The organism is Shewanella sp. FeAMO (genome assembly GCF_053653955.1).
In genome coordinates, this window is sequence record NZ_CM132201.1 from 4,712,269 (window position 1) to 4,738,785 (window position 26,517).

General features: G+C 52.8%; 23 protein-coding genes, 1 pseudogene and 1 riboswitch. Of the genes and pseudogenes, 13 read left to right on the forward strand and 11 right to left on the reverse strand.

Translation table 11 applies throughout. The features are described from left to right. Positions 1-44 precede the first annotated feature (44 nt). Positions 45-893 (reverse strand): PfkB family carbohydrate kinase, encoded by an 849-nt coding sequence (locus tag ACWAU4_RS21060; protein WP_028780757.1) that lies wholly within the window; start codon positions 891-893, stop codon positions 45-47. Positions 894-1,236: 343 nt separating this feature from the next. On the opposite strand from ACWAU4_RS21060, the gene ACWAU4_RS21065 reads away from it, so the two are divergent. Then, positions 1,237-2,403, forward strand: a complete 1,167-nt coding sequence (locus ACWAU4_RS21065) for an MFS transporter (RefSeq protein ID WP_025009228.1) — start codon at positions 1,237-1,239, stop codon at positions 2,401-2,403. 33 nt (positions 2,404-2,436) lie between these two features. Here the strand turns inward: ACWAU4_RS21065 and ACWAU4_RS21070 are convergent, their stop codons facing one another. The 3 genes from ACWAU4_RS21070 to ACWAU4_RS21080 are packed head-to-tail and all read right to left on the reverse strand — an operon-like array spanning position 2,437 to position 4,274. Then, the gene (locus ACWAU4_RS21070; RefSeq protein ID WP_044735473.1) at positions 2,437-2,865 is read right to left on the reverse strand and encodes a GNAT family N-acetyltransferase; all 429 of its coding nucleotides are present in this window, start codon (positions 2,863-2,865) and stop codon (positions 2,437-2,439) included. Continuing rightward, entirely contained in the window at positions 2,862-3,392 is a 531-nt protein-coding gene (locus tag ACWAU4_RS21075) for a GNAT family N-acetyltransferase (RefSeq protein WP_107005815.1), read from the reverse strand. Before ACWAU4_RS21075 ends, ACWAU4_RS21070 begins: the two co-directional genes overlap by 4 nt. Positions 3,393-3,395: 3 nt before the next feature. Continuing rightward, the gene (locus ACWAU4_RS21080) at positions 3,396-4,274 is read right to left on the reverse strand and encodes a patatin-like phospholipase family protein (protein WP_101059704.1); all 879 of its coding nucleotides are present in this window, start codon (positions 4,272-4,274) and stop codon (positions 3,396-3,398) included. 353 nt (positions 4,275-4,627) lie between these two features. On the opposite strand from ACWAU4_RS21080, the gene ACWAU4_RS21085 reads away from it, so the two are divergent. Together ACWAU4_RS21085 and ACWAU4_RS21090 are read left to right on the forward strand one after the other, a co-directional pair. Beyond that, positions 4,628-4,801 (forward strand): hypothetical protein, encoded by a 174-nt coding sequence (locus ACWAU4_RS21085; RefSeq protein WP_156018539.1) that lies wholly within the window; start codon positions 4,628-4,630, stop codon positions 4,799-4,801. Positions 4,802-4,970: 169 nt separating this feature from the next. Continuing rightward, positions 4,971-5,291, forward strand: coding sequence for an excalibur calcium-binding domain-containing protein (locus tag ACWAU4_RS21090; RefSeq protein WP_025009224.1), 321 nt, complete (start codon positions 4,971-4,973; stop codon positions 5,289-5,291). Between the two features lie 74 nt (positions 5,292-5,365). Here the strand turns inward: ACWAU4_RS21090 and ACWAU4_RS21095 are convergent, their stop codons facing one another. Continuing rightward, complete coding sequence (locus ACWAU4_RS21095) at positions 5,366-6,283, reverse strand: LysR family transcriptional regulator (protein ID WP_208125264.1); 918 nt, start codon at positions 6,281-6,283, stop codon at positions 5,366-5,368. A 180-nt stretch (positions 6,284-6,463) separates the two neighbouring features. On the opposite strand from ACWAU4_RS21095, the gene ACWAU4_RS21100 reads away from it, so the two are divergent. Continuing rightward, positions 6,464-8,440, forward strand: coding sequence for a ligand-gated channel protein (locus ACWAU4_RS21100; RefSeq protein ID WP_454290374.1), 1,977 nt, complete (start codon positions 6,464-6,466; stop codon positions 8,438-8,440). 174 nt (positions 8,441-8,614) lie between these two features. Next, positions 8,615-10,141 (forward strand): tetratricopeptide repeat protein, encoded by a 1,527-nt coding sequence (locus ACWAU4_RS21105; protein ID WP_454290375.1) that lies wholly within the window; start codon positions 8,615-8,617, stop codon positions 10,139-10,141. 87 nt (positions 10,142-10,228) lie between these two features. Here the strand turns inward: ACWAU4_RS21105 and ACWAU4_RS21110 are convergent, their stop codons facing one another. Continuing rightward, positions 10,229-10,573: a hypothetical protein gene (locus tag ACWAU4_RS21110; protein ID WP_025009220.1), complete on the reverse strand. Its 345-nt coding sequence runs from the start codon at positions 10,571-10,573 to the stop codon at positions 10,229-10,231. Between the two features lie 284 nt (positions 10,574-10,857). On the opposite strand from ACWAU4_RS21110, the gene ACWAU4_RS21115 reads away from it, so the two are divergent. Both ACWAU4_RS21115 and ACWAU4_RS21120 read left to right on the forward strand, forming a co-directional pair. After that, positions 10,858-11,922: a type I restriction endonuclease gene (locus ACWAU4_RS21115; protein WP_025009219.1), complete on the forward strand. Its 1,065-nt coding sequence runs from the start codon at positions 10,858-10,860 to the stop codon at positions 11,920-11,922. Between the two features lie 151 nt (positions 11,923-12,073). Then, a complete protein-coding gene (locus tag ACWAU4_RS21120; protein ID WP_101059595.1) occupies positions 12,074-12,616 on the forward strand; it encodes a type II secretion system protein in 543 nt (180 codons plus the stop codon). On the opposite strand, the gene ACWAU4_RS21125 is transcribed toward ACWAU4_RS21120, so the two are convergent. Further along, complete coding sequence (locus ACWAU4_RS21125; protein ID WP_107110851.1) at positions 12,613-13,482, reverse strand: AraC family transcriptional regulator; 870 nt, start codon at positions 13,480-13,482, stop codon at positions 12,613-12,615. The two genes, ACWAU4_RS21120 and ACWAU4_RS21125, sit on opposite strands and share 4 nt — an antisense overlap. 193 nt (positions 13,483-13,675) lie before the next feature. Here ACWAU4_RS21125 and ACWAU4_RS21130 point away from each other — a divergent pair, with 193 nt between their 5' ends. Then, complete coding sequence (locus ACWAU4_RS21130) at positions 13,676-14,833, forward strand: iron-containing alcohol dehydrogenase (RefSeq protein WP_025009216.1); 1,158 nt, start codon at positions 13,676-13,678, stop codon at positions 14,831-14,833. A gap of 72 nt (positions 14,834-14,905) precedes the next feature. Here ACWAU4_RS21130 and ACWAU4_RS21135 read toward each other — a convergent pair. Continuing rightward, positions 14,906-15,697, reverse strand: a pseudogene (locus ACWAU4_RS21135) (class I SAM-dependent methyltransferase). Positions 15,698-15,787: 90 nt separating this feature from the next. Beyond that, positions 15,788-16,348, reverse strand: coding sequence for a class I SAM-dependent methyltransferase (locus ACWAU4_RS21140; RefSeq protein WP_144190801.1), 561 nt, complete (start codon positions 16,346-16,348; stop codon positions 15,788-15,790). 88 nt (positions 16,349-16,436) lie between these two features. On the opposite strand from ACWAU4_RS21140, the gene ACWAU4_RS21145 reads away from it, so the two are divergent. The 3 genes from ACWAU4_RS21145 to ACWAU4_RS21155 all read left to right on the forward strand — a co-directional run bounded on the left by ACWAU4_RS21145 (position 16,437) and on the right by ACWAU4_RS21155 (position 19,178). Continuing rightward, positions 16,437-17,090: a response regulator transcription factor gene (locus ACWAU4_RS21145; RefSeq protein ID WP_162173412.1), complete on the forward strand. Its 654-nt coding sequence runs from the start codon at positions 16,437-16,439 to the stop codon at positions 17,088-17,090. Next, positions 17,087-18,301: a sensor histidine kinase gene (locus tag ACWAU4_RS21150; protein ID WP_062793344.1), complete on the forward strand. Its 1,215-nt coding sequence runs from the start codon at positions 17,087-17,089 to the stop codon at positions 18,299-18,301. The genes ACWAU4_RS21145 and ACWAU4_RS21150 overlap by 4 nt, the downstream gene beginning before the upstream one ends. 70 nt (positions 18,302-18,371) lie before the next feature. Next, a complete protein-coding gene (locus ACWAU4_RS21155; RefSeq protein ID WP_144158179.1) occupies positions 18,372-19,178 on the forward strand; it encodes a phosphatase PAP2 family protein in 807 nt (268 codons plus the stop codon). Between the two features lie 295 nt (positions 19,179-19,473). Here the strand turns inward: ACWAU4_RS21155 and ACWAU4_RS21160 are convergent, their stop codons facing one another. Then, complete coding sequence (locus tag ACWAU4_RS21160) at positions 19,474-19,749, reverse strand: GIY-YIG nuclease family protein (protein WP_025889227.1); 276 nt, start codon at positions 19,747-19,749, stop codon at positions 19,474-19,476. Next, the gene (locus ACWAU4_RS21165; protein ID WP_412522395.1) at positions 19,746-21,884 is read right to left on the reverse strand and encodes a S9 family peptidase; all 2,139 of its coding nucleotides are present in this window, start codon (positions 21,882-21,884) and stop codon (positions 19,746-19,748) included. The genes ACWAU4_RS21160 and ACWAU4_RS21165 overlap by 4 nt, the downstream gene beginning before the upstream one ends. A gap of 219 nt (positions 21,885-22,103) precedes the next feature. After that, a riboswitch (FMN riboswitch) is annotated at positions 22,104-22,290 on the forward strand. A gap of 114 nt (positions 22,291-22,404) precedes the next feature. Here ACWAU4_RS21165 and ribB point away from each other — a divergent pair. Together ribB and ACWAU4_RS21175 are read left to right on the forward strand one after the other, a co-directional pair. After that, the gene (gene ribB, locus ACWAU4_RS21170) at positions 22,405-23,058 is read left to right on the forward strand and encodes a 3,4-dihydroxy-2-butanone-4-phosphate synthase (RefSeq protein ID WP_025009206.1); all 654 of its coding nucleotides are present in this window, start codon (positions 22,405-22,407) and stop codon (positions 23,056-23,058) included. Between the two features lie 258 nt (positions 23,059-23,316). Beyond that, positions 23,317-26,514 (forward strand): EAL domain-containing protein, encoded by a 3,198-nt coding sequence (locus tag ACWAU4_RS21175; protein ID WP_208125269.1) that lies wholly within the window; start codon positions 23,317-23,319, stop codon positions 26,512-26,514. The last annotated feature ends 3 nt before the right edge of the window (positions 26,515-26,517 follow it).

A 26,517-nucleotide genomic window follows, 5' to 3' on the forward strand; every position in this document is an offset into this window, starting at 1 on the left:
TGATGACGGCGGCATGACACTGATGCGGGATTTTTATGACAAGCTCAATCCTGCTGTGCTTGCAGGTACTGACGTAAGGCGTCTCCCGGAATCGAGGTTTCCGAGGCAACCGCGAAAGCCGCCCACTGAGCGGCTTCCTTCATGGCCTGTTCCACTGCCATTCCCGATACCAAACCATGGATAAGCCCAGCGGCAAAGGCATCACCGGCACCCGTGGTATCCACCACTTTCGCCGGAACCGCCGCTATGAGCGTCTCACCATTCTCCTGGTATAACACTGCGCCCTGCTCGCCTTGAGTCACAATAAAGTATTTAAGTGCATCACCGGCTATCTGACGCCCAAACTGCCAGGGGCTAAGCTCGCTGCGCCCTTGCATATCGGTTACCGAAGACAGCAATACATGGCAGGGTCTTGGCCTATCATCTTTGGCCAATTGTGCCACCACCAGAGTGTGTTCCAGTGCGGTTCGCGCCCAACTGACCGCCCCTTCGGCTGATGAGTTGATATATAAGGCATCCCACTGCGACCATTTGGGTGGCGCCGGCAATTCAAATATCGGCCGCTGCGGCCGGATAATGGTGCGCTCGCCATCCGGGGTCATCACCAACAACATTTCACAGGTATTGCCTGCTCGCCGCTGCACCCTGCGACAATCCAGCCCTTGGGTACTGGCTTCGGCCAGCAGCCAATCGCCCATCTCGTCTCGCCCAACCTGACTGACCAGAGCCACATTATGACCGGCCCATTCCAGCCCTATGCCAGTGTTGGCGCCACCACCACCCAAGCGTTGGCCACCATCCTGATAATGGAATCTACCTCCGGTACGCAAGGGTTTATCCAGCAATAAGATTCGGTCACAGTTAAGGTTGGCAACGAGCAAAATCTTGGCCATAGAAATAGTCCACAGAAACGAATGACCCCATCTTACCCCAGGGCAAACACTAAATGCAGCGCAGCCAACAACAAAGGCCACAAGAGGTGATATTACCAAACGGCTAAAAACACCGTTTTAACTCAGCAAAAATTGCCGTTCAAGCGAGTTTTTATTTACATTTATTCAAAGTTAAAACAGACTATTAAACATCCAGACTTTGGTGAAATTTTCTTTCCAAGACAACAAAATAAACTCACTTTACCCGAGCGCTACAGACTCCTATATTCGCGGAAAATTTCACCATTCAGACTTTTTAAACTGATCTCAGTTTAAAAGGTCGTTTTTCTATTTGGAGTCTGAGTTGTCCCAACCTCACGCCACCGCTCACAACAACAGTGCCTGGGTACCTGTTGCGGGTTTGACCCTGTTTGCTCTGGCTTCCGGCTATCATATGAGTCTGCTGCCGCTGGCATTGGACGGTTTTGGCTTAGCGACAGATCTGGCGGCTTGGCTGGCGAGTATTTTCTATTTCGGCCTGTTGCTCGGGGCAACTTGTATTTCACCTGTCGTGGCACGCCTGGGACACAGAGGTGCCTTCATCCTGTTTCTATTGCTGTTGGCGGCGACAGTGGCTGGCATGCCCTTGGTGGTTAATGGCCAGTTTTGGCTGGCGGCGCGCTTTATTGCCGGGATTGCCGTGGCCGGCATCTTCGTAGTGGTGGAGTCCTGGTTGTTGATAGCCGACACCGCCAAGCAGAGAGCCAAGCGTTTGGGCTTCTATACAGGCTCACTCTATGGCGGTAACGCCCTGGGACAACTGGGTGTGGGACAGTTGGGTGTCGATGGTGCCATGCCGCATATTTTGGTGGCTATAGTACTGGTGTTGGCCGTATTGCCGCCACTGCTGGCCAAGCGCTGCCAGCCACAAAAAATACAGCATCAGAAGATTAGCTTCAAAGAAGTCAGGCATGTCAGTCGCCCTGCCATCATGGGCTGTCTGGTTGCAGGTTTGGTATTGGGCCCCATCTATGGCCTGATGCCTGTGTTTCTCAGCGAGCAGACAGGTGACCACCAGCTGACGGGCAAACTGATGGCCATAGTGATCCTGGGAGCCATGTTGGTGCAACCCCTGGTCAGTTGGTTGTCTCCCAGATTCAGCAAGACTCTCTTGATGGCATTTTTCTGTTTGTTGGGCGCCGCCGGGGTTGTGGGTATTTTGCTGAGTCACAGCACTTTAGTGATGGGCTTCAACCTGTTGCTGCTGGGGGCTGCCGCCTTCGCCCTCTACCCTATCGCTATTACGCTGGCCTGTGACAGCCTCGACAGCAGCAAGATAGTGGCGGCAACCGAACTTATGCTGCTCAGCTACTCTGTGGGTTCAGTTATCGGGCCTCTGGTGGCCAACGGCTTCCAGCAACAGCAGGGTCTGCCTATGTATCTGGGCTTGTGTCTGACCACAACTTGTATCTATATGCTGTTGTCCAGTGTGCGACCAACCCGTGGCCGGATGCCGGCACTGCGTCCCTGAGCCGCTGCTGAGGCTCAGGATCCTTGGCCGGACTCAGGCACTCAACTCGGCCTTGGGCGGCCAGACAAGATACATGCCCTCACTGGCCGGTGAACTGAAACTGAAACCAAATTTGAGGTACAGTTGCGGCACATCTGCCATCAAGGTGATATAGGCACCCTCGAAGGCGTGAGCTTTCAGATAGTCCATCACCTTTTGCATCAACAAACGCCCCAAGCCTTGTCCCTGCCAGCGGGGATCGACAGCCACATCCACCACTTCAAAATTAATTGCGCCGTCCCCCACCACCCTGGCCATGGCGATACACTCACCCTCGAAAACAAGTTGCACACCATAGAGGCTGTTGGGCAGCGCCTTTTCGACACCGACTCTCGGCCTAGGGCTCAGTCCGGTAATCTGCCGCAAACGGATAAAGTCCTCCACAGCGGCGGTTTGCTCCAGAACTTCAACTTGCTGTTTCATTTGGATAACCACTCCTTTGCCAACAGGGCATATTGATACTCACAGCCCCAGCGTCCCTTAAAGAAAATATTGTCGATAAAATGCCCTTCGCGGCGAAAGCCCAAGGCCTCAAGCAAGCGCCAGGCAGGGCGGTTCTCCGTGTCGGTAATTGCGATCACCCTGTGCCTGCCAAGCTCACGAAACAGGTAATCCAGCACGGCGAATACCGCTTCCCTGGCGATACCCTGCCCCTGGCAGAGTGGATCCAGGCTGAATCCCAACTCCACTTGCTGCTCATCAATGAAGTGCAAGGCCAGATCGCCGGCCAGAGTGCCGTCGGTAAGCTCAATAGCCAGTTGATACCAATGACCGCTCAGCGCCCAAGCTTTTGGAATGGCTTCATACAAGGTCTTGGCTTGTTCGAGACTGAAGGTGTCCCAGCTTTGATAACGAGCCACCTGCGGCTCCTGCCGATAACGGCTGAAGGCGGCAAGATCTGACGCTCTTAAGCGGCGCAGTGTCAGGTTGGTGCTTGTAATTGGCTCCATTCGCTATCCAGCCCTTTGCTTTTCACCAAAACAACAGAACTCCTGTACAGCCGGTAGCGCTTCACGGCCATCGGCCAGCCCTAAATGATACACAGCCTCTACCTTGTTGATGTCGCGCTCCAGCCTCGACAAGTCCAGCGCCATCTTGGGTTGGATCACCATGGCACTCCCTTCAGCAACCGCCTGTTGTAATTGTTGTTGTGCCTGGTTGTACACCTGATGGCGCCTCAGCAAAGCCTCGGCAACCTTGGGGTAACGCCGATAGGCCTTTTGTGCCAACCATTTAAACTTAAAGGCTGACTTACTGTAATCCGCGGCCTGGGTCAGGATAACCAGCTGTTTTTGATAGCCGTCAGCTCTGGCTTGCTGCAGCGGGATAGGAGCCGCAATGCCACCATCAAGATAAGGCACCCCATTGATGGCGACGGGTTTGGAGATAAAAGGCAGGCTGCTTGAGGCAATCAGTATCTGCAACAGCTCGTCGTGGCCACCAAAATCACTCATGCCAAAGAAGTCGGTTTCACCGGAAAGGCAGTTGAAAGCACCTATTTTGAATTCGGCCCCCGAGGACAGGAAGGTCTCAAAATCGAACGGCAGCAACTCGTGAGCCATACGTCTATAGGTGAAGTCAGTATTGACATAATTGCCCGTCTTCAGCAGATGCCTCATGCCCATGTAGCGCTTATCTGCAAGATAACGCTGCTGAATTAACAGGTTACGCCCTTTCTGTCTGGAAAGGTACGAAGCCGGGTAGATGGCTCCAGCGGAAACCCCTACCTGATAATCAAACATGACTCCGGCTTCCAGGAAAGCATCCAGCACCCCGGCGGTATAAATGGCGCGCAGGCCACCGCCCTCCAGCACCAAAGCCGTGCCTTGCAGTTGCGAAAACTCTGTGACCATTATGATTCCCCCAATACAGCCAATAGCGCAGCATAGCCAAGCAAGGCCCACAGGGGAAGCCACTCTTGAAATACCCGTACTTTAGCAGTAAGAAATTTGCCTTGAATTACTTAAGCTTATGCTGATTTTTCATTAAGAAATCCGCCAAAAACATTCAAATTGATTGTCAACTCACCCTTGGCAACCCCTGGTGGCATAGGGCTTGCCCCTGCTTGGCCGGGTCCAAATGCCGCCGATATCAGTTGAGTCTGCACCATCAGGCAACTGATTAAAAAGTAACTTATCTGCAGTGGCAGGAAGCCACGCAGTATCGCCTGACAGGAGTAAAAGGAATGGATGCTAGCAATCAAGGAGAAATCTGCTTACTGCCGCAGTTGGCCAACAAGCACAAACTCAAGCTCTATCGCTGCTGTCTGGAAGAATTTCGACAGTTGGGCTACTGGGACCAATATGTGCAACAGGTGCAGGATGAAATGCACAGGCTACAGGCCTTGGCGGAAGAGTAAACTGCATTGCACCCGGTAATAGGGTGACACAAGTCAAATTTAAGTTGAATTTTTCCCCGGAACAGGCTGCAATAGCGACGCAAAATTTCACCTTGGGCGGTTTAGCCACTCAAAGATGCAAAGCCAACTTCAATTTGGCCAAGGATGCCGAAATACTTAAGGGAAAAAGATGAAACGCTTTGTTTTTTATTTTATTTTTGGTTATGCCTGTTACCTGAGTTGGGTAAAACTCAGCGGCAATGAACCGCAGCAGCTGACCGACATTCACCAAGACACCATAAGCAACAGCATCCGCGAAGCGGCTCAAACCGCCCCGCGCTATGCCAGTAAGCCTGTAGAGATGGACGCCGGCTTCCACTGCGATGGACGCCAGTATTGCAGCCAGATGACCTCCAGAGCCGAAGCCGAGTACTTCAACCGTTACTGCCCCAACACCAAGATGGATGGCGACAATGATGGCCGCCCCTGTGAAAACGACAGCCGCTGGTAAAGCAATAATCCGTCTTGGCCTGTAGCCATTTCCCCAACTGGCAATGACAATCCACTGGTAATGACAACCCTGAGTCAAGCGGCAACCAGTGGACCATCTTCTGCAAAACAGGCACTCAGGGTTGCTATGGCTTCGCGGATCTTTGGCGCCTGCGCCTCTCGTCCCGCGGTCAGAGCGTAAACGCTGTACTGCGGCAGTTGCCAGTCAGGCAATAGAGGCAACAAAGTGCCCTGCTGCAAAAACTGCCGCACTTCAGGCTCCGGCAAGGCCGCATAACCCAAACCATCCAAGGTAAAGCGGATCAGACTCTGCATATTGTTGACCGCCAGACGCCCTGGCGCCAAAGACAGCTGCTCACCACTGACGGTATGACTCAACATACTGTCCTGCACCATACTCCCCTTATGGCACAGACGCTCCCAGTTCTGCAATTCACCAGGATGCATGGGCATTGAGCTCCCTCTCCTACGCAGAAAGTCCGGTGCCACGCACAAGAGCATCTGCCAATCGGCCAGATGATGAGCCACCAGCGCCGAATCGGCCAAAGGCCCGATACAGATGGCCAGATCTATGCCACTACCCACCAGATCCACAGTCTCATCCTGCAGCTGCAGCGACAATTGAATGCCGGGATGCGCTTCCAACAGACGCCTTAGCGGCTCACTGAGAAGACCGCCACCAAAGCCAACAGGGGCGGCTATGCGCAACTCACCGGCCGGACCGTCCTTCAAACGACTCAACTGCAGCTCTGTCTCATCGGCAAGAGCAATCATCTGTACACAGCTCTGGTAAAAGAGCTTACCTGCCTCGGTCGGTGTCAACGCCCTGGTGCTGCGATTAAGTAGCCCAAGCCCAAGTTGCTGCTCCAGCTTGAAGATCTGCTGGCTAACGGCAGAAGTACTCATGCATAACTGCCTGGCGGCGGCATTCATGGTGCCTTTCTCAACTGTGGTGGCAAATACCAGCATCGCCTTGACCATCTGCCTATTCATCTTTAAGCCCCATCACAACAGCAAAAACATCTCAGTTACAGCGGTCGCCATAAAGCATTCCTTAACTGTGTTTCCAGAAAAATGCGCTTGAGAGGATTGTATCATCGGCGTAAATTCTCGCCATTGAAAATCATTCTCATTTACCAAATTTGCATTTATGCATTCAGGAGTTTAAAGCCGATGTCTTTGTGTCGAATCAGCCCTCTGGCCAGTGCCATTGCCGCACTCTTCCTCATACCTGCAGCACAGGCCGATGAAGCGTCCCAAGACATGGAAGTCATAGTGGTTACCGCCTCCGGCTACGAGCAACAACTCAAGGATGCTCCCGCCTCTATCAGCGTACTTACCCGAGAACAGCTGGATAGCCGTTTCTATCGCGATATTACCGATGCCATGTTGGATGTTCCCGGTGTCGTGGTTACCGGCGGCAGCGATCGCCGTGACATTAGCCTGAGGGGCATGGGAAGCCAATACACACTGATCCTGGTGGACGGTATGCGCCAGTCATCCCGGGAGACTCGCACCAATAGCGATGGCCCGGGAGTCGAAGGCGCCTGGACTCCGCCACTGTCGGCAATAGACAGAATCGAAGTGGTGCGCGGCCCCATGTCATCCCTGTATGGTTCTGACGCCATAGGCGGGGTGATCAATATCATCACCCGCAAGGTTCCGGAAAACTGGCAGGGAGAACTCAGACTGGACAGCACAGTTCAGGAACACAGCGAATCCGGCAATATCTATCAGGGCAACTTCTTTGTCAGCGGTGCCCTGATCCCTGACTGGCTGGGGTTACAACTTTATGGCCAGTACACCAAGCGTGAAGAAGACCAGATAACCGGCGGTTACCGCGGTCGAGATGCCAACAATCTCAGTGCCCGTTTCTCGCTGACCCCGAGTGACGACCACGACATCATTTTGGAAGTCAGCAGTGCCGTTCAAGAGTTGGACAGCACCCTGGGCAAAACCGTCGCCCCGCTCGCTCCCGGTGAATCCTGCGGTCGTTACGGCTGCCCGGCGTCCTCCACCACCGAATATGAGAGCCGCAAATACTCCTTGGCACACACGGGCCGCTGGGAAATAGGCACGAGTAATACCTGGGTCAAATATGAAGAGTTCGAAAACAAAAGCCGAGAGATGACCATCAAGAACACTGATGCCCAGACCAGTCTGGTCACCGGCGTTGGTGATAGTCATACCACCACCTTTGGGGCCGCCTTCAACTACCAGGATCTCAGCGACAAGACAGGTAACCAGATAGGTGACCGTAGTGACATCAGCAGACGCCAATGGTCGGTATTTGCCGAAAACGAATGGCGCATGAGCGACACCTTTGCCCTGACGGCCGGTTTACGCATGGATGATGACGAAAACTTTGGCGAACACTTCAGCCCCCGTATCTACGGAGTCTGGGATCTGACCGACAGCACAACGCTCAAAGGTGGTGTTTCCACCGGCTTCAGGGCCCCAAGCCTGAGACAAACTGTGCCGGATTGGGGCCAGGTCAGCCGCGGTGGCAATATGTATGGTAACCCGGATCTCAAACCCGAGACTTCAATCAACTACGAGCTGGGGCTGCACACAGGCTTCGGCGACAATATCACCACGGCCCTGACCGTCTTCTATAACGAGTTTGAAGACAAAATTACCCGAGTACCCTGCCCCGAGAGTCAGTGTACCGACGGTCCGAACCAGTTTGGCTCCGATCCCACCACTTACGTGAATGTGGATGAAGCGGTAACTCAAGGGTTCGAGCTGGATTTCAACTATGACATCAATGATGACATCCAGCTTTCGGCCAACTACACCTATACGGACTCAGAGCAAAAGACAGGGCGCTATCAGGGCAGTCCATTGAATCAATTGCCCAAGCACCTGCTGCAAACCTCCCTGAACTGGCAAATCAACGACCGCTGGGGCAGTTGGGCCAGAGTGCACTACCGGGGTGAAGAGAGCCAACCCACCACGGGCCCCTCTTCGTCGATTCTAGTGGCCCCCTCTTACACTCTGGTGGATATAGGTGCCAACCTGCAGCTGATGGAAAACCTCAAACTCAGCGCCGGTATCTATAATCTACTGGACAAAGAGATTACCCAGGAAGAATACGGCTATATCGAAGACGGCCGCCGCTATTGGCTGGGGATGACCTGGAGTTTCTAACGAGGAAGCCTTATGCCGTTTTTATAAGCCAGAACAGTTCAGGGATATACTGGCGCCGTTCAACTCTCTCACTCCAAAGACCGCGCACCGCCGCGGTCTTTTAATAGCTGTTGCAAAAAACGCCATGACAGCGTTTACTGTGTCCGCGCCAAATTCCCAAGGTTAAGGAAAACAATGAAACTGATACTGATCATTATCGCGTTTGTGGCCTTCTTTATCGCCCTGAAAAAGTGGCAACGAGCCCAGGCGGTAAAAAGCGGCGACCCGGATGCCATGGCCAATGAAGGCCTGAGACTGATTGGCAGAAATAGAGTCGATGAAGGCATAGCGCTGCTGGAACAGGCCGCCAATAAAGATCATCCCGCCGCCGCCCAAATGCTCTATGAGTTCTATACCCGTCCCGAGCTGGAGATGGTGCCCAACGATGCCGACAAGGCGATGCATTGGGCCGCCAAGGCCTCGTCATTGGACAATGAATTTACCAAGCTCCATGACCTGATGTTGGAGCTGCGCCAACACCCTGCTTTTGGTGACAATATTCAGCTACTGGAGCAAAACTTACTCCCCAGAGCCGAAGCCGGTGATACTGAGAGCCAGAGCCAACTGGGACGGGTCTATTCCCGTAACCCAATACTCGATAAGGACGGCAGCAAGGCGATGAAATGGCTCGAGTTGGCCGCCGCCAAAGATGATCCCGAAGCCTGCTTTCATCTGGGGATATTGCTGCAGGAGCCCAGGCAAGGCGAAGCCGATTTGCAGCAGGCCAGATTCTGGCTCACCAAGGCACACCAGCTGGGTGAAGCGGCCAGCGCCGGTCATCTGGCGGAAATGATGTTGCAAGGCCTAGGCGGCCCGGTGGATAAACGCCAGGCCGAGCAGCTGTTGATAGAGCAGGCCCAGGACAGCAGTTACTTTCAGTTGATGCTGGGACAGCACTACCTGCGCGGTGACCAATTACCTCAAGATCTGCACAAGGCCAGAGAATGGTTGGAAAAGGCCGCGGCCGATGAAGATGATAGCGTGGCAGGTCCTGTGTTGGCCGGCTTCCTGCTCGACCACTCCCGCGACAGTCAGGATCATCTGCGTGCCAAGGCAATACTCGAACCCCTGGCACAGGCTTGGGATCTTAGTGCCCATTTTCAACTCGGTAAACTCTATGAACAAGGGCTGGGCGTCAATCGCCAGTTGCCGCTGGCACTGATGCATTTCGAGTTTGCCGCTATGGGGGACGAAGCCGAGTATATCGCGGCCAAAGAGTCACTGGCGGCGCGTCTGAGCCAATCTGAAAAACAGCAGGCCGAAGCACTCAAGCAGGAATATCTGGCGCTGCACCCCATAGACAGCCTGACCCAGGCCAGATTGGATCTCCTCAAGGGCCAGGCTCTGCTGTATGCGAATAAGCGAGAATACAAGGAACTGCAACAAGCGCTGCCCTGGCTGGAGAAGGCCGCCTTCGGCGGAGAAACCCTGGCCTATGAAGAGCTGTATGAAACTTACCTCGAACTGGACCAAAGGGTAGATGCCGCCGTATGGCTGCAGCTGGAACTGGAAGAACATAACCAGTTCGGTTTGTTGGGTGATCAGGTACTGCAGCAACAGGAACTGCTGCAGAGCTTTACCGAGGCCGAAACCGCCTGGTATGAGCAGCGTCTCGAAGAGGTTCGGGCGCAGTTGCCGCAAAATAACCCCGAGGCCGCCTGAGCTGTGTTAAACCTTTGAAGACAGACCCCGGCCAAGGCCTGGGTCTGTCTTTTCTGAGATGATTGCCAGAACCGCTAACCCAGCGGTTCAGCCTTTATTCTTGATGGTCCAGTAGGCGGCGTTGACACCATCTTCACGAAATTCGATATCCACCGGATACTCACGCTCACAACCCTCGACTATCCAGCGTTCATGCCAGTAGCGCTCACCAACTTTGCCTTTGGGCATCGCCAGCACAAAGGCAAAAAACTGCTCCGGCACCTCGCAGCCGCGACGAGCCACTTCGGCAGCCACTCCCGGCATAGCATCCCTGAGCAGGGTTTCATTGGCTAAAGTGCCTTGCTGAACTATCTCCTCAGAGAAGTATTCCCCTTCTGCCGCGGCTACCGGCAGTGACACCAGCAAGCCACACAAGATCCCAATCCATTTCATCTGTTTTCCTCCCTGATAGTTTCTGTATCAATATTAGCCCGTCATCCCGCCACAGGCTCAACCAGCCTAGTCGAAGATTGCCATGCTTTAGGTCACCGGAGTGTGAACAAAGCTATAGTTTGATACAAAACAATACCTTAACCTGGATATTGTGCAAACTTTAAGCTAAACCCTAAATCAGCTAACGAGAACTATCGGTCAGTGCCGAAAACCTTAAAACTGCTTCTATTTATATGGTGGTACTTGGGAGCACCCATTTTCTAGATAAATGACAGGTGAACGAAATGGATTTTATTGAACGAATTCAAGCTCTATCAAAGCGCATCCCCCAAATATCCGCCAGCCTTCAAACCGAAGAAGCAACTAAAAACGCACTAATAATGCCTTTCCTAAGCTCTGTATTGGGGTACGACGTATTCAACCCAGATGAAGTACTCCCTGAGTACACTGCCGATACTCCAACGAAAAAAGGAGAAAAAGTCGACTATGCGCTGATGAAAGACGGAGAGGTATTGATGTTGATTGAGTGCAAGAAATATAACGAAAAGCTATCAATAAAACATGCTAGCCAATTATTCCGCTATTTTTCAGTCACCAAGGCAAGAATTGCCATATTAACCAACGGTGTTCAGTACCTCTTTTTTACTGATCTGGACGCTCCCAACAAGATGGATGAAAAGCCTTTTTTGGTATTGGATCTGGAGAATATTGATGAACACATAGTGCCGGAAGTTAAAAAGTTGACAAAATCGACATTTGACATGGAATCTATCGTCAATGCCGCAGGAGAACTTAAATATCTAAGTGACATAAAGAGAATTATCAGTGATCAGTTCAAAAATCCTGAAGAAGAGTTTGTACGCTTTTTTGCCAGCAGGGTTTATGACGGCATGTTAACTCCAAAGGTAAAACAACAGTTTACTGAGATCACGGCCAAAGCTCTCAAACAATTTATGAAGGACGGTATTAATGAAAGACTTAAGTCTGCAATGGGAGATAGAGCGACCGATGACGTTGAGGAAGTCTCAGGCTCAGATGGCGAAATCGAAAATAAGCCAAGGATAATTACGACCGAAGAAGAGGTTGAAGGCTACAATGTCATCAAGGCGATTCTTAGACAAAAAGTCGATGTTAGTAGAATCACCGGACGAGATACGCAAAGCTATTTCGGAGTTCTACTGGACAACAATAATCGCAAGCCTATTTGCAGACTGCACTTTAATACCAAACAGAAATATCTCGGATTAATGGATCATGAGAAGAATGAAACCCGTCATCCGTTAGACTCAGTAGACGATATATTCCTGCATAGTGAAGCCTTACTGCAAACAATCACCTTCTACGAGTAAAGCAAAAGATAGAACGGCGAGCCACTTCATTAAGTGAGTTCGCCGTTATTCTTATTATCCCCGACTTGCCAGACGTCAGAGGCTTGGCTAGACTGCCGCGCTAGCGACGATTCAGTTGGCAATATCTCTATTCTATAAACCGGGCGATGTAATGAAAGCAAAGCAGTATCAGGGCTTTACCCTAATTGAACTTGTAGTGGTGATTATTATCCTCGGGATCCTGGCAGTGGTGGCCGCGCCCAAGTTCCTCAATCTGCGCGACGACGCCACTGAGCAGGTGTTCAGGGGCCAGTATGCCGCCTTTGAATCTGCGGTAAAACTCTATCACAGTGGCTATCTGGCCAAGGGGTATCAGGGCGCCATCGACAATCTGGCCAGCTTTGGTGATGGCAGTGTTGATTCCAGTGCCAACGGCTGGCCCTATGCCACCGCAGGCAAAGACACTCACATTTTCAACGCCTGCGAACAGTTGTGGCATGGCCTCACTGATACCGACCTCAGCATAGCCTATGTAGAAGATGCCAATCTGCCTACAACCACTGTCGACGTGGCCTATACCTATAAGCAAACGCCCAATACCTGCATCTACCGCTCAGTGCATTTTATCCAGCAAAATGAACCGACACTGATCATGGAGTATCAGCCGGATACGGGTGAGGTCTCGGTTCGCAAAACCTTCTGGAGTCAGCCTTAGAGCCTGGCAGCTTCTCCCGGACTCTGGTCGAAGTAACGCTTGAACTCCCGGCTGAATTGGGCCGGGCTCTCATAGCCCACTTCCAGTGCCGCTTCCTTCACCTTGAGGCGCTGTCTTTGCAGTAGCTCTTTGGCCTTATTGAGGCGGATCTTCTTCAAGTACTGAATGGGCGATGAGGCCGTGACCTCCTTGAAACAGCGATGAAATGCCGAGGGGCTCATGTTGACCAACTCAGCCAGCTGCTCTACCTCCACACTTTCACGATAGTTCTGATGCAGATATTTGAGCGCCTTCTCTACCCGGGATAAACGGGTATGACTGAGCGCCAGCGCATATAAAGGCGCTGCATTGTCGGAAGCCAACACCCGAAACAGCAACTCCTGCACCATGGCCTTACCCAAGACCTCGGCTTCCAACGGCGACTGCAGAGCCAGCAGCAAACGCTCGACACAGCAGAGCATGTCTTCGCTGTTGGCGGCAACAAAGAAGCCGCTCTGACGGGCATCATCGAGATCCTTGGGCACCTTGTGGTGTTGATCCATCATGCGGATCAACTGGTTAAGTTGCTGCAGATCTATATCCACCATGAGTACCAATACCGGTTCTTCCTCGGAAGCAAAGGTTTCACACTCCACCGGCATAGGCACTGTCATCACCAAGGTGTTCTGCGGATCATAGTCATAGATCTTATCTTCGAGATAGACACGTTTACGACCCTGGCCGACTATCATGATCCCTTGGGAATAACACATGGGGCCACGGCTGCCATAGGCCGAACTGCGAAACAGATGCACCCCTGGCAGGCTGGTGCTGTTCACCCCTTCATCCACCGCCAGGACCGCCATTAAGGCTGCAATATCACTCATAACACTCTCCAATCATCAGGGTTTGGATACTAGCACCATTACAGAAAAAAGCATCAAAATAGCCATATTCAAGCCCCAATTAACCAAACTAGGCAGGAATAGGCATAAATGCTCCAGCAATGTGTATTTCAATCCAAGCAGAGGGGACTAAGATGGCAACCATAGTTTTTCGGCTGTAGAAGAGAGAAATATCATGCTCAATTTCGACTATCGCAACCCTACCCACATAGTATTTGGTAAAGACAGACTGGCAGAACTGGATCAACTGGTACCGGCCAATGCCAGAGTGCTGGTGACTTACGGCGGTGGCAGTGTCAAACGCTTCGGCACTCTGGACAAGGTCATAACCGCGCTGGGCGACCGTGTTGTATTTGAATTCGGTGGCATTGAAGCCAACCCTAAATATGACACCCTGGCCAGGGCTGCCGAGCTGGCGCGGCGCGAATCCATCGACTTTCTGTTGGCCGTCGGTGGCGGTTCAGTGATGGACGGCACCAAGTTTATTGCCCTGGCGGCAAAATTCGATGGCGACAGCAGCAGCTTGCTGCATCACGGTTTCAACCCGGTTCCTGTGACAGAGGTACTGCCTGTCGGTACGGTAGCGACACTGCCGGCTACAGGCTCAGAAATGAATGCCTTTGCCGTGGTCAGCCATCAGGGTGGCAAGTTCCCCGTGACTCATCCGCAGAGCTTCCCGGTATTCTCCGTGCTGGATCCCAGCCTGACTTTCAGTTTGCCGAAGATCCAGGTCGCCAACGGCGTAGTCGACTCTTTCGTACACGTGGTCGAGCAATACGTCACCTTTCCCGTGGATGCCAGAGTTCAGGACAGAATGGCCGAAGGCATACTGAAGACCCTGATTGAAGTGGGCCCTGTCACCGTGGCCGAGCCGGAGAACTATGATGCCCGCGCCAACCTGGTGTGGAGTGCCACCTCGGCGCTCAACGGCATGATAGGCAGCGGCGTACCGGCAGACTGGACCACTCATATGATAGGCCACGAACTGACTGCCATGTTCGGCATAGATCATGCGCAAACGCTGGCCGTAGTCCTGCCCTCTGTATGGCGGGTGCGCAAGGAACAGAAACGCGCCAAACTGCTGCAATATGCCGAGCGGGTTTGGGATATCACTTCGGGTGATGAAGACAGCCGTATCGAGCAAGCCATTGCAGCCACTCAGGCCTTCTTTGAACAGGTCGGCCTCAAGACTCGTCTGCGCGACTATGATGTACCGCAAGAGCGTATCGCCGATGTCGTTGCCGCACTGGAAGCTCACGGCATGACCGCCTTATCTGAAACCGGCGATCTCGGTCTGGACAGCAGCCGTGAAATCCTTGAGCTGGCCTGGTAAGTTCAGCAAACCAAACGATTCTCACGCCTGAGATAAAATACAGTTTAAACAGGGCCTTTAGGCCCTGTTTCTTTAGCCTTCCTTGACCGCTCTCAAGCTGTAGACCAAGGGAATGGCTTTGCCTTGATGATATAACCTGAAACGCCCCGTCGTATCCTCCTGCAAGCCCTCGAAACAGTCATAGGGACTGAAGTCATACTCGCGAAAAGCCCGCAACTGCAAACCATTGGCCAACAAGGCGCTGATGACATCACTCAGGGAGTGTGACTAACAAACCGTGGTATGCTGTGCTTCCTGAGCATTCTCGGTATAGCTGCCCTCCAACTCTACATCGGCCTTACCTGTGTGGAAGTAGTCATAACCGTCAAACAATGCCTGCAATGGATGGAACTCGGCCAGGTAGAGTTCACCGCCCGGCTTAAGGCAAGCACTCACAGTTTCTGCCCAGCGATGTAGATCCGGCAACCAAACCAGCGCGCCATAAGAGACATACACGAGATCGAATTGGCGCTGCAGCAAAGCCGGCGCCTGATAGAGATCGCCACAAACAAACTCGGCGTCGATAGCGGCTTGCTCCGCCAGTTGGCGGGCGCTGGTAATGGCCTCGTCAGACAAATCCAGGCCTGCGACACTGGCGGCCCCTTCCCTGGCCCAGGAGAGAGTATCTAGACCAAAGTGACACTGGAGATGCAGCAAGGACTTGCCCTTGACCGATAGTTCGGCCAGCTCTATTTCCCGCAACGAACTGCGACCACTGAGAAAACCCTTAACGTCATAAAACTCTGACTGCAGATGTAACTTGGTACGCTCATTCCAGGCCTGCTGATTCAGCCTTTGGTACTCTGCTTCTGCCTTGCTTGTCATCAAAAGCTCCCTGTCTATTCAATCGTCAACATGGCGGATGCTACAACTTAACCCTTTGATAGATCAAATTAGCTTCATACACGCAATTCGCTATTGCTTAGGCTTAAACACCGCCTTTAATCTGGGATGCGCCCGCCCGCGAATAATACAAGCCACAGGATGCGGAAGACCTAAATCGGCAAAGGCCCGCAAACAGTCCTGATTGTCAAAGTCACGCCCGACTATTGCCCCGCCTGGGGCAATTTTGGGATACCAGAGCCGTAATATCTGAGTCACGAACTCTGTGTTGGAACAACGATAGTCATATAGGTCGTAAAAGACGAAGTCCTGACTGGCATTGGAAAAATGTCCTGCCAGCTGTAAGGCATCCCCCTTGAGTAAGGTTAAACCCGAGTAACGGCGACAAATCCTTCTCGCCTTTCTCTCGTTCTCGGCATTGTTTGCATAGGCAGAGTTTCCGGGCTGATTCTGCCAAAGATCTATTCCTGTCAGTTGTAAACCGGGGTTAACCGATAGCATAGCCGCCGTGGAACGACCACTCTTGACTCCCAGCTCAACACCTCTCTGCCACCCTTGCTGGTTGAGCCAATGTCCTAAAGATCGACGCCAGAATTTTCTTTGTATCGTGGTGCCCAAGCAATAGTTGCGCATCTTCCGCCTCCAAATGAACCATAGGAAAGAAGCGAACTCTAATTGGACAAGTGTCTACGAATTGTCAGAGGGATTAAGGAAAGTGAGGGTGTTGTTAATTGAAGATAATCCGGATACTGCCGCCTTGATCGCCGAACAACTGCCACAGCTGGACTGGGACTTCGCCAGAAACGGTAACCAAGGGCTGCAATTGGCGCTTTCGCATCACTATCAATTAATTCTGCTGGACCTGAATCTGCCAGGGCTAGATGGCATCAGCCTTTGCCAACAGCTGAGAAACCAAGGGATCGACTGTCCGGTAATCATGCTGACAGCCAGAGATACCCGTGAAGATATTCATACCGGGCTGATAACAGGTGCCGACGACTATCTGGTTAAACCCTTTGATACCCAGGAACTATGGCTGAGAATGCAAGCCGTTGTGCGCCGCACCTCAGGAGAAGGTTTCGCCTCAAGGCTGAGCTATAAGGAAATCTCCCTGGATCTCAAGCGCCGTGAAGTGTGGCGGGAAGGGGCGCAAATCAGTCTCAGCCCAGCCAGCTTTACCCTGTTAACCTGCCTAATGCGTCGCCCCAATCAAGTCATCAGCAAAGAAGAGCTGGAGTCGGCTCTCTGGCAGGACGGACTCCCGGATGAGGACATCTTGCGAAAGCACATCTATCTGCTGCGACAAAAACTGGACAAACCCTTTGCTACACCAAGGATCCAGACCATAGCCAAGATAGGGTACAAGTTGCAGTGACAACTTTTTCCATCGCTCACAAGATCAATCGCAGCTTTCTCAGAGGAGCCGCGCTCCTGATGTTGTTTTACTTTCTGGTAGTGGAGACAGGGGCCAGAGTGCTGGAAAATCGCTTGCACAGTCGCTATTTAACATTGATCGCCCCCAATGTGTTGGCACTCTATGACTCAGGTAACCTGGGAACCTTATCGGGCCAGTTTGGTGAGTTATTGACCCTGTACGAGCAACTTCCAGGCGAACTGGCACAAGAGTTCGGTTCACCTATCCCAGGTTTACACAACCTGCACCTCTCCGATGGCCGCGAATACAACTTGTTGGTATTGAACCATAAAGGCAAAAAACTGTACCTGTTGCAAAGGGTCGACCTGCTTGAACTCGAGGGCTGGGATGCCTTCATGGTAGATGCGATTTTGGTGTTTACCGCCCTTGGATTGTTTGCCCTGGCGAGTATCTATATCAGTCATCAAGCCTCAGCGATTGCAGCGCCGTTCAGTCGGCTCACCAAGAAACTGAAAAACGAGCCGGAAAACCTCGATCCTGTAAGTATTGAGGACGATACCAGTGAATTTATTGAACTGCAGCACGCACTGAACAAAAGCCATAACGAGCTCAGCCAAGCCCTTGCCCGGGAACGCGCGTTTACTCATTACATCAGCCACGAATTTCGTTCACCTCTGACTGTGCTCAAACTTTCACTCCACAATCTCGCCCCAGAACGAGCCCAAACCCGGGAAAGGATCCGTCGCGCAGTCACCCAAATGGAGTCGCTGGCAGAAGTGTTATTGCTGCTGGCCCGGCGCAAAAAAACTGCTGAAGCCGAGTGGATGAAGTTGGATCAAGCCTTTATTGAAGCTCTGTTGCAACCTTTGACCCCACTACGTCAGGCGACAGACTGCGAGTTGGTAATGACAATAACGCCATTCAGGCTGCAGGCGCATCCGCAACTGGTGACTTCGCTGATCAGCAATTTGCTGCAAAACGCCTTTCAACACAGTGTTCAGGGCCAAGTCAGCCTGAAAGCCAATGCACAATCTATCAGTGTTGGCAACTATGTTGCCGAGCCCCAAAGCCCTCATGATGGATACGGGGTGGGATTGGTGTTGGTAAGGGACATCTGCCGCCGTTACCATTGGGGGTTCCAAATATCTTCTTCACCACTGGGCTACTGTGCAACCGTCACTTTTCCCGCTGGAACGACTCTAGACAACTGAACCGGCTGCGACAATTCAACGACACTTGGCTCTCTATTCTCCCGGTATTGACCATAGACCGGAGACCTGTATGTACTCACCCAGTGCGACACCAGCAAGCCTTATACTTCCAGGGCTGCTGTTTTTGGGACATCTGCTGTTGTTGAAAGCCGAGATGAATCAGGCGTTATTTATTCAAATTAACCAATTGGGACAAGCTTTTTCCGAAGAAGCGCTGGCACTTCTAACCGACTGGGGTAACGGCACCACGGCCGGTTCTCTCTGGCTCTTACTGCTGATGCGCCGCCCTCAATGGCTGACGGCGACCCTGCTTGCCTCGGTAACTTGTGCCTTGGTGATAAGCTTGCTGAAACACTATTTCAATGTAGGCCGACCGGCCATGTCAGTGGATGAGGCATATATAGTTGGAGAAGTACGTTTAAGGCATAGTTTGCCATCCGGACACACGGCGACTGTATTCCTTTTAGCCGGTTTGGCCTGGCAACTCTTCACTGACAGGTTTTGGGCCTGCTGCCTACTGGGACTGGCTATCTTGGTGGGTTTGTCCCGAATTGCTGTTGGCGCACACTGGCCGCAGGATGTCGCGCTGGGGGCATTGCTGGGCTGGCTGATAGCCATTATGGCCTGTCGGCTACAGCACAAACTTATATTGCCGCCTTCCTGGCAGTTACCCCTGCTGACACTACTGACTATCAGCGTGTTGACTGCGGCAGTTAAGCATCCTTGTGATTTCCCGGAGCAGTATTGGTTGCACTGGCAACGCGCCTTGCTGCTGGGAGGTGCGCTGTTGGCCAACACCTGGCTGTTGATCACCCACTCTCGCTTCGGGCAAAACCACTCTGGGCCCTGCTCGAGTGTCCGGCGGACACCCGAATAGCCAAATCGGTCACTTTTTAAGGAAAGAGGACACTACTGCGGACACTTGCTGGAAGATAGTTGCAAAAATAGCAAACATAAACAATGCATTATGTTTTGGCATGTTTTCTGCTTTAGCTGATAAGAGAAACAGTCGTCGACTGGCGTTGTGGAACTCGCCGACCGCGGCTCTTTGTCACTATCTTCCTGATGGGCCATAGGCCCCTCCTTGGGGACCCTCTTCCCGACCGCAGGAAGCGCCCGCTGTAATGGCCTGACCATTGGCGCTCCTGCTCCTTTTTCTTTTTTAAGGTCACTCACCCCGGCATAGCCGCTGACTTCGCAATCAAACTCAGTTTGGCGCGCTTGCTCAGCTTTTTTACCGCCATTTCCCGCCGCAAGGCATCACCGTGGCTGCCAATCTCTTCACGATAAACGAGTTGCAAAGGCCCGCGACCACGCAGATATTTGGCGGCTTTGGGGCCGCCACTCTGATGCTCCTGCAGGCGCCGGGTCACATCCTTGGTGATCCCTGTGTACAATTCGCCCCCGGCGCAGCGCAGGATATACAGCTGCCAGTTATCACCACTCATTCCAGTCCCAACAGGCCGAGGAAGAAAGCATATTCCAGCGCAGTATCTTCAAATTGCCGGAAACGTCCGCTCTTGCCGCCATGGCCGGCTTCCATATCCGTCTGTAATAACAGCAGATTGTCGTCCGTCTTGTAGTCCCTGAGTTTGGCCACCCACTTGGCTGGCTCAAAATACTGTACCTGGGAGTCGTGCAGCCCTGTAGTCACCAACAGATGCGGGTAGGCCTGATGGCGAATGTTGTCATAGGGCGAGTAACTCAGCATATAGTCAAAGTAGGGCTTGTCATTGGGGTTGCCCCACTCATCATATTCATTGGTCGTCAGCGGAATCGACTCATCGAGCATTGTGGTTACTATATCCACAAAGGGCACATGGGCGGCCACCGCCAGGTAAAGACCCGGAGCCTGATTGACCACGGCGCCCATCAATAAACCACCGGCACTACCACCGGCGGCAACCACTTTGCCGGGTGCGGCATAACCCAGATCCAAAAGTGCCCGGGTAGTGTCTTCAAAGTCATTGAAACTGTTTCGTTTATTAAACAGCCTGCCATCATCATACCAAGGCCTGCCGAGCATCTCTCCGCCCCGGACATGGGCAATGGCATAGACCACGCCGCGATCCAGCAGGCTTAGAATAGAGGCGTCGAAGTCCGGCTCTATGATATGGCCGTAGGCACCATAACCGTACTGATACAGCGGGTTGCTGCCGTCTTTACGGAACTTGTCCTTGCGATACACCAGAGTCACGGGCACTTGGGCACCATCACGGGCCGGGATCAGCAAGCGCTCAGCCTGATAGTTGCCGGGCTCGAAGTCCCCCAATACCTTTTCCTGCTTGAGTAGTTTGCGCTCGCCCGGCTTATCCAGTTGATAGCTGTAAATACTCTCGGGGGTAGTCGGGCTCGAGTAATATAACCTCAGTTCGCGACTGTGCTGGCTGGGATTGATATCCAGACCAACCACATAGGCCGGGTCATCAAAGGCCAATTCATAGCCCCGGCTGAGATCTGTATGGGGATAGACCTTGATATGGCTCAGCCCCTGGCTGCGGCTCTGTACTATCAGATAATCGTCCAGCAATAACAGGTCTTCGAGGCGCACCTCGGGATCATGGGCCAGTACCTGCTGCCACTTGCGCTTGTCGCCGGCATCGGCAGCCGTGGTTTTCATCAGCCTGAAATTGGTCGCCTGCCAGTTGCTGAGGATGAAGAATTCATCTCCACGCTTGGCGATGCTGTATTCGTGGCCCTCTTCCCGCGGCAGAAACGCCCGGAATTCGCCGAGCGGGGCGTTGGCATCGAGCAGGGAAACTTCACTGGTCGTGGTGCTCTCGTGGTGCAATACAATCAGGGATTCATCCAGACTCTTGCCGAGGGAGATATAGAAGGTATCGTCCTGCTCTTCATAAACCAGCACATCCTCGCTCTGGGGACTTCCAAGCTTGTGCCGGAAAACCTGGTATCCCAGCAGGGTCTGTGGGTCTTTGGCGATATAGAACACATAACGGTTGTCATTGCTCCAGACCACCCGGCCATCGACACCCGTCAGCTTGTCGGCAAGCAGTTCACCGGTGGCAAGATCTTTAAAATAGACGCTGTAAATACGGCGGCTGAGGGTATCCTCGGCAAAGGCCAGTATCTGCTCATCCGGGCTGACAGACACTCCGCCCAGAGCGTAAAACTCCTGCCCCTCGGCGCGCCGGTTAACATCAAGCAGCAACTGCTCTTCACCATTGAGCTCACGGCTTCTGGCGATCACCGGATACTCCAGCCCGGCCTCGAAACGGCGATAATACCAATGGTTATGCCAGCGATACGGCACGCTGCTCTCATCCTGCTCCAGCCTGGAGGTCAGCTCTTTAAACAGTTTCTGTTTCAGCGGTTCCCAAGGCTTAAGACGCGCGGCGGTATAGGCGTTTTCCCGCTCCAGATAGTCAATAACGTCCGGGGCCTTGCGCTCATCGTCACGCAGCCAATAATAGTCGTCTGTCCTGGTCACACCGTGAAGACTCATGGTGTGAGGACGTTTTTCGGCAACCGGTGCCACCAGCTTATTTTCTGAATTCATTCCACTGCATCCGCACAGCCACAAGGCTGTGCCTAAAACCAACATCAGGGATCCTGCTCGACTCATCACTCTTCCTTAGCCTGAGAAGCGTTAATATCAGCGGCCTACTCCCTCGACTACAGGCCGCCTGCATATAGTGACGCCGACCGGCGCCAACGGCAAGCCCTGCCATCTAAGCCCTTCTCTCAAAGGCTCCCCTTCACCCGCAGAAAATGTGACCCTGTCCGCTTGTCATTTGTATGTAACAGGCGCATGCTGTTGCCGCCTGCCACATACAAGTGACAGGTCAATTCTCAGGGCGGGGTGAAATTCCCCACCGGCGGTAAATCATGTCAGCGACATGAAAGCCCGCGAGCGCCCGCCAGATTCTGGCGGGGTCAGCAGATCTGGTGTCATCACGACCTAGCGTGACTATTCCAGAGCCGACGGTGTTGCCATTTAGATGGCTCAGTCCGGATGAAAGAGAATCAGATTGCCGCGAGGCGATCCGCTTAGTGATACGTCTCTGCCAGCGGCAGAGAGGCCCGCTATTCCTTTCTTTGCCCTGATTCTGGAAAACCCAAGCCGTAATTTAAGGATTTTTACCATGAATCAGTCATTATTAGCGCCTTTTGGCACCCCGATTGAAAGAGTCGAAACCGCCCTGGAAGCACTGCGTCAAGGCCGCGGTGTTTTGGTGGTCGACGATGAAGACAGAGAAAACGAAGGCGATCTTATCTTCGCCGCCGAGAGCCTGACCAACGCCCAGATGGCGATGCTGATCCGCGAATGCAGCGGCATTGTCTGTCTCTGCCTTACCGACGAGAAAATCAAGGCGCTGCAGTTGCCGCCCATGGTGGAAAACAACTCCAGCCAGTTCGGCACCGCCTTTACCGTGAGCATTGAGGCCAAAGTCGGAGTCACTACAGGCGTTTCCGCTGCCGACCGGGTGACGACTATCAAGACCGCCATTGCAGACAACGCCAAACCGGAAGACCTGGCCCGCCCAGGACACGTCTATCCACTGCGGGCTCAGCCCGGTGGTGTGATGACCCGCCGCGGTCACACCGAGGGCACTGTGGACTTGATGCAACTGGCTGGCCTAAAACCCGCCGGAGTGCTGTGCGAAGTAACCAATCCGGATGGCACCATGGCCAGACTGCCACAAATCATTGCCTTTGGTGACAAACACGACCTGCCGGTTCTTTCCATCGAGGATATTGTCAGCTATCGCGAATCTCTGCTGGCCAACGCCGGCTAATAAACAAGCGTTCTTTAACTATTTGATCAAAAGCGGCTTTATAGCCGCTTTTGTTTTAAACAAACAGGTAAACTTTGTTGCGACAAGGCTCACATTAACCCTCCACTTTTTAAGGTTTATTTTCGTGACCTAGATTAGAAATCCTTGAATAACGGGTCGCCCCCTGATAGGCAATATGTTACTTATCAAGCCTTATGGCCTGTATTCGAGTAGATTGCAAGCAGGTCTTTGTCAGTAGAATTTCAAGGAGAGCCATAGGTGTTAAGCCAACTGAGCCTAAAGCGCAAATTACTCTTGTTTGCCTTAGTGCCTGTTTTGGTTCTTAGTCTACTGGGTTGCGTGCGCCTGTTTGAACTGCTGCACAACTACCGTTTGGCCAGCCAAAGTTATCATGCTGTCGAGGTGGGTCGGCGCCTGGCCGATCTCATCTATGAGCTACAGCAGGAAAGAGGCCTCAGCGCCGCCTATATCGCCTGTAATGGTGAATGCTTTGCCGACAGTCTGCAGGTGCAGCAGCAGCGGGTATCGGCACAGATAACAGCCCTGCAAAGCTCTCCCCATCTGTTACAGCTTTCCAGACAACTCTCTCCTGCGGCCCAACATCTATTGCAAACCAAACTGGAGGCTCTGCGACTCGGCAAGCAGGCGCTGGAAAACAACCGGCGCGAACTCTTGAGCCGTGATGAGAGCGCCTCGCTGAATTTCTATTCCGATTTCAACTACGAACTCTTGCTGGGCATTGCCAATCTGCAATCCCTGTCGAGCAATGTGCAGCAGGCCAGAGCCTATGCCGACCTGGCCGCACTGTTGCGGATTCAGGAGTTGGCGGTGCGTGAGCGCGGCCTGATCAACGGCATGCTGCTGAAGCGTCAGTTCGACACCGACAGTTATGAGCGGCTGTTGGCATTGATAACAGAGCAGGATCAGAGCATAGATCTATTCCGCGCCAGCGCCATTGTGGAACACAAACAACGCCTGGAGGCTATGCTGCAGGACAGCAAGAGTCAGGCATTGAACAATGTCAGGGAGCAGCTGCGTCAGCAAGATGCCATCACGCGTCAGGCGCATAAGTTTGCCTCTTTGCTGGGGTATGGTGGCCTGCTGCATGAGTTCAAAAATTTCCTGCTGCGTGGCGATGGCCAATACCAACAAGGCTTTAACGCCAAGCTGGAATCACTGGAGCAGATCCTCGAAAAATTGAAATCGAGCAAGGCTCTGAGTGCCAATCAGCAACAGGCGATTGCCCAGATAAGGGACAAGCTCAACGAATATCGCCACAAGATGCAGCTGATAGCGGCCATGCAAAGCCGGGGCGCCAAGGTGGAAGAGATAGACCCCCTGGTGCAGATTTCCGACGATGAGATGCTCGATGCCCTGAAGGCCCTGAGCCAACCCAAGCCCCCGGTGACTCCCGAAGTCTGGTGGCAGTTGGCCAGCGAAAGGATCCGCCAGATGGATGCCATAGCCGACAGTGTTTCCGATGATATTCTCAATCTTTCCAACGCCCAACGCGGTCAGTCACTGCGCCTTATCGCCCTCTATCTGCTGTCGGCTGCCATCACTATCGGCCTGCTGTTGTTTCTTGGCCGGGCCCTGAGTCACAATCTGCTCAGACGTATCTATGCCATCGCCAACAACATGCGCTTGATGACCAGGGATCCCAATCTGGATCTGGATATCAAGGTCGAGGGCAAGGATGAATTGGCCGACATGGCCAAGGCACTGGGACAAATGCTCAGCGAAAGGCAAAAATCCTATCAACAACTGAAACAGGCCGCGGCAGTATTCGACTATTCCGGCGAGGGGATTGTCATCACAGATGCCGATAACCGTATTGAACTGGTCAACCCGGCATTCAGCCGCATTACCGGTTACAGCCTAGAAGAGGTCAAGGGCAAGAATCCTTCAATACTCAACTCCTATCGCCACGACAAGAGCTTCTTCAGCCAGATGTGGGACAGTCTGCTGACCAATAACAAATGGGAAGGCGAGATCTGGAACAGACGTAAAGACGGTGAGATCTATCCTGAGTTTTTGGCTATCACCCTGGTGCGTGACGATAACAACAACATACTCAAACACATAGGTTTGTTTGTCGATATCAGCCACCGTAAAAAATACGAACAGGACATCTGGTATCAGGCCCATTTCGATATTTTGACCAAGTTGCCCAATCGCAAGATGTTCAGCGAGAGGCTGCACCACGAGCTGTTGCAAGCCCATATTCATGGTCACAAACTGGCGATTCTGCTGATTGATCTCGACAGGTTCAAATATATCAATGATGTACTGGGCCACAAACGCGGCGATCTCTTGTTGCAACAGGTGGCGAGAAGGCTGGAGTCACTACCGGATGAACAAAAGTTTGTTGCCCGCATAGGGGGTGATGAATTTGCCGTGATCTTGCCGCACTACAAGAACGATGCCGCCCTGACAGCCGTGGCCGACAGGGTAAAAGCCCTATTCGGCAGTAGCTTCGATATCGATGGCCAGGACACCCTGATCTCGGTCAGCTTTGGTATAGGTGTCTATCCCGAAGACGGCGATGACATAGATGCCCTGACCCGCAACACAGAAACCGCCATGTACAGCGCCAAGGACAATGGCCGTGACAACTACCAGTATTTCACCCCCAGCATGAACGCCAGCATGCTGGAGCGTTTGCAACTGGAGCAACGTCTCAGAAGCGCCGTGCTGCATCAGGAATTTTGTCTGCATTATCAACCCATAGTCTCTATGGAAACCGGCCAAATCACCTCAGTCGAGGCGCTGCTGCGTTGGAATGACCCTGAATACGGCTGGGTGTCACCGGAGAAATTCATTCCCATTGCGGAGAATAATGGCCTGATAGAGCCGATAGGCGAATGGGTTCTGGAACAAGCACTGAAAGACCTCAGCCAATGGCATGCCGAAGGAATAAAACTGGATATGGCGATCAACGTCTCCAGCCGCCAGTGCATCAATGTCAGTGGGGTAAGCTTCGACACCTTGTTGGCCGAAGCCATCAAACGTCACGGCATAGCGCCCGAGAGACTGCATATAGAGATCACCGAATCCATGCTGCTGGACGACAGCCCCCATTGTCTGGAGGTGCTCAACAGCATTCGCCAACTCGGCGTGGCAATCCACATGGATGACTTCGGAACCGGCTTCTCCTCATTGAGCTATCTGCGCAAGTTCCCTATCTCTGTGATTAAAATCGACAAGAGCTTTGTCGATAACGCCTTGGTGAATGAGGCTGATGCCAGCCTGGTGCGAGCGATAGTCATGATGGGCAAGAGCCTGGACTTGCAACTGGTGGCCGAGGGCATAGAGACCCGCGCGCAATGGATCTTGCTCAAGTCCATGGGCTGTGATTTTGGTCAGGGCTATCTACTTTCAAGACCTCTGCCTGCCAAGAGCCTGACCCCGATCCTCATCCAGGGAGAGTCCTTTATCCGTCAACTTCTGGCATAAAAA